Source organism: Burkholderiales bacterium (assembly GCA_013695435.1).
Lineage (GTDB): Bacteria > Pseudomonadota > Gammaproteobacteria > Burkholderiales > JACMKV01 > JACMKV01.
The window spans coordinates 1-3,158 of sequence record JACDAM010000158.1 but is presented as its reverse complement, the minus strand read 5'-3'; the positions used below and the strand labels follow the sequence as shown (position 1 = coordinate 3,158).

The 3,158-nt window shown below is 60.9% G+C and carries 2 protein-coding genes; both read right to left on the bottom strand.

Annotated features, from left to right (window positions below; genetic code table 11):
• Positions 1-226: 226 nt before the first annotated feature.
• Positions 227-1,309 carry a peptide chain release factor 1 gene (gene prfA / locus H0V78_08260; protein MBA2351772.1) on the bottom strand — a complete coding sequence of 361 codons (1,083 nt, stop codon included), beginning with the start codon at positions 1,307-1,309 and terminating at the stop codon, positions 227-229.
• Positions 1,306-2,556, bottom strand: a complete 1,251-nt coding sequence (locus tag H0V78_08255; GenBank protein MBA2351771.1) for a glutamyl-tRNA reductase — start codon at positions 2,554-2,556, stop codon at positions 1,306-1,308. The genes prfA and H0V78_08255 overlap by 4 nt, the downstream gene beginning before the upstream one ends.
• Positions 2,557-3,158: the final 602 nt, after the last annotated feature.

The window sequence follows — 3,158 nt, the reverse complement described above, 5'->3', positions numbered from 1 at the left end:
TAATGCGATTCGCGTGCCGCGACGACGTAGAATAAGGGCAAGCTCGGGCGACGCGCCGCTTGGTGCGTCGCCGCGAGCGAGACATAGCAGGCTGTTGAAAACGTAGCGAGCGCAGCCAAGACGAGGCACGAAGGGCCGAGAAAGCCGAATGTATATGGAATACATGAGCATTTTGAGGCCCTGAGTAACGAAGTATTGGCAAGCGCAGTAGTTTTTCAACAGCCTGCTAAGCTTCTTCGCCCAGCGCCGCTAACTGCTCGGCCTGGTGCTCGGCCATCAGCGCATCGGCGAGTTCATGAATGTCGCCGTCCATCATTTGCTCGATCTTGTACAAGGTCAGGTTGATGCGGTGATCGGTTACGCGTCCCTGCGGAAAATTGTAGGTGCGGATACGCTCGGAGCGATCCCCGCTGCCGACCAGCGACTTGCGCGTCGCCGCCTGCTTCGCCTGCTGTTCGCGCATCTGCTTGTCCTTGATGCGCGCGGCCAGCACCGACATCGCCTGCGCCTTGTTCTTGTGCTGCGAGCGGCCGTCCTGGCATTCGACGACGATCCCGGTCGGCAGATGCGTGATGCGCACAGCCGAATCGGTCTTGTTGATGTGCTGGCCGCCGGCGCCAGAGGCGCGATACGTATCGATTCTGAGATCGGCCGGATTCAGCACCACGTCGCTGACGGCATCGACCTCCGGCATCACGGCCAACGTGCACGCCGAGGTGTGGATGCGGCCTTGCGTCTCGGTTTCCGGAACGCGCTGCACGCGATGGCCGCCCGATTCGAACTTGAGCTTCGAATAAGCGCCCTGGCCGATGATCTTGGCGATGATTTCCTTGTAACCGCCCATTTCGCCCGGGCTCTCGTTGATCACTTCGACCTGCCACTTGTTGCGCTCCGCATAGCGCGCATACATGCGAAACAGGTCGCCGGCGAACAGCGCCGATTCGTCGCCACCGGTTCCGGCGCGGATTTCGATGAAGATGTTGCGCTCGTCGTTCGGGTCTTTCGGCAGCAGGCGTTTCTGCAGCTCGATCTCGATCTGTTCGAGCTTCGCCTTGCCTTCGCGAATCTCGTTTTCCGCGAATTCGTGCATCTGCGGGTCCGCCGCCATTTCGCTGGCCGCGGCCATGTCGCGTTCGGTTTGCTGGTAGGCCTGGTAAAGCCCGACGACCGGTGCGATTTCCGCGTGTTCGCGCGTGTGCTTGCGGTAATTGTCCATGTCGGCGGTAACGTTCTCCGCGCTCAACAGGCGATCCAGTTCCGCCAGACGCGTATTCAACTGGGCGAGCTTCGCCTCGATGCTTCTTTTCATTCCGGCTTGATACGATACAGGCGCTGCAACAGCAGCATCATTTCCTCGCGATCTTCGGGATTCGCTTCGTTCAGCATCTGGTTCGGGGTGTGCAGGAATTTGTTGGTCAAGGCGCGGCTCAGGCGGTCCATCACAGTTTGCGGATCGGCGCCGCCGGCCAGCGCACGCAACGCGCGCTCAAGCTCAGCCTCCCGCGTCGCTTCGGCCGATTCGCGCAGCGCGCGTATGGTCGGCACGACTTCGCGCGCTTCCATCCAATGCACGAAATCATCGACATTACAGGCGATGATCGCCTCGGCTTGCGCGACTGCCGCGCGGCGCGCATCGAGACCCTCCTGTGCAGCCCGGCCGAGATCGTCGACGCTGAACAGGAACACATCTTCGAGTTCGGCGACTTCCGGTTCGATGTCGCGCGGCACGGCCAGATCGACCATCAGTATCGGCCGGTGGCGGCGCAGCTTCAGCGCGCTTTCGACCATGCCCTTGCCGATGATCGGCAGCGCGCTCGCCGTCGAGCTGACGATGATGTCATACGCGGCCAGACGGTCAGGCATATCGGAGAGCGCGATCAGATCGGCGCCATGGCGTTTGGCGAGTTCGATGCCGCGCTCGGGGCTGCGGTTGGCGAAGGTCATACGCGCCGGGTTGCGCGCGGCAAAATGCGTCGCGCACAGCTCGATCATTTCGCCGACGCCGACAAGCAGAATGTTTTGCCCGGCGATGCTCGGAAAAATCCGTTCGGCAAGACGCACGGCCGCCGCCGCCATAGACACCGAATTGGCGCCGATATCGGTGCGCGTACGCACTTCCTTGGCAACCGAGAACGTGCGCTGAAACAGCTTGTGCAGCATGTAGCCGAGGGTGCCCGCGTGCTCGGCCGCTTTGACCGCCTGCTTCAACTGGCCAAGGATTTGCGGCTCGCCGAGTATCATCGAATCGAGGCCGCTGGCGACGCGAAATGCGTGTTGCACCGCCAGTTCGCGCGGTAGCGTATACAGATAAGGCTCGAGATCGTGCGCCGGCAGATGGTGGTAATCCGCCAACCAGTCGATCGCCCGCGCCGGCTCGGCGGTATGACAGTAAACCTCGGTGCGATTACAGGTCGAAACGATCGCCGCTTCCTTGACCGGCTGGCGCTTGACCAGATCGCGCAGCGCGTGCTCCACGTTTTCGACGCAAAAAGCCACCTGCTCGCGTACCGAAAGCGGCGCAGTCTGGTGATTGATGCCGAAAGCGAAAAGGTGCATGCCGGGGCCCGCGAGCAAAACTGCAAAATTATAGTCTTGCGGCTGATCCCCGACCAGCAAGCCCTGAGCGAGCATGGGATTTGTACCGGCGCCCCAAATCGTCAGTTTTGGCGCTGGCCGGAATGAGCTTCCGCTTCGGTCCGATTTCGACGCTCTTGAAACGTAAGGCGCGGGCTTTGCTTATATCGTTTATGTTACATCGAGGCCGGAGCCATCATGTTTCTGAACAGCCGATCCAAATTGTTCAAACTCGCCTTTCAGGGCGCCAGCACAACAGCAGCGCGCGCCGCGTCCTTCGCCAGAATAATTGGCGCCCGGCAAGCTGAAGCAGGGATTGAATTATCTGCCGCGCCAAGTGTGGCGCGGACTATCCTGAATCGAATTCGAGAGCCGCATTGAAAAATCGGTTCCCCGCGGCTTTGAACGAAGCCGGTCGCGGCGCAGGCCGCGGAAAGGTGGCGAAGCGACCGCCGGCTGTCATTCCCAAGCACGCGGGAACCCAGTCCTATGCTTGGTTTCTGCAAACGCTACTGTCGGGAGCGCCTGATTCTATGGTGGCCAAGGGCGGAATCGAACCACCGACACAAGGATTTTCAGTCCTC

Excerpts from the sequence above, each read along its gene's own strand:
- prfA (MBA2351772.1), bottom strand. The coding sequence starts at position 1,309 with ATGAAAAGAAGCATCGAGGCGAAGCTCGCCCAGTTGAATACGCGTCTG.
- H0V78_08255 (MBA2351771.1), bottom strand. The coding sequence starts at position 2,556 with ATGCACCTTTTCGCTTTCGGCATCAATCACCAGACTGCGCCGCTTTCG.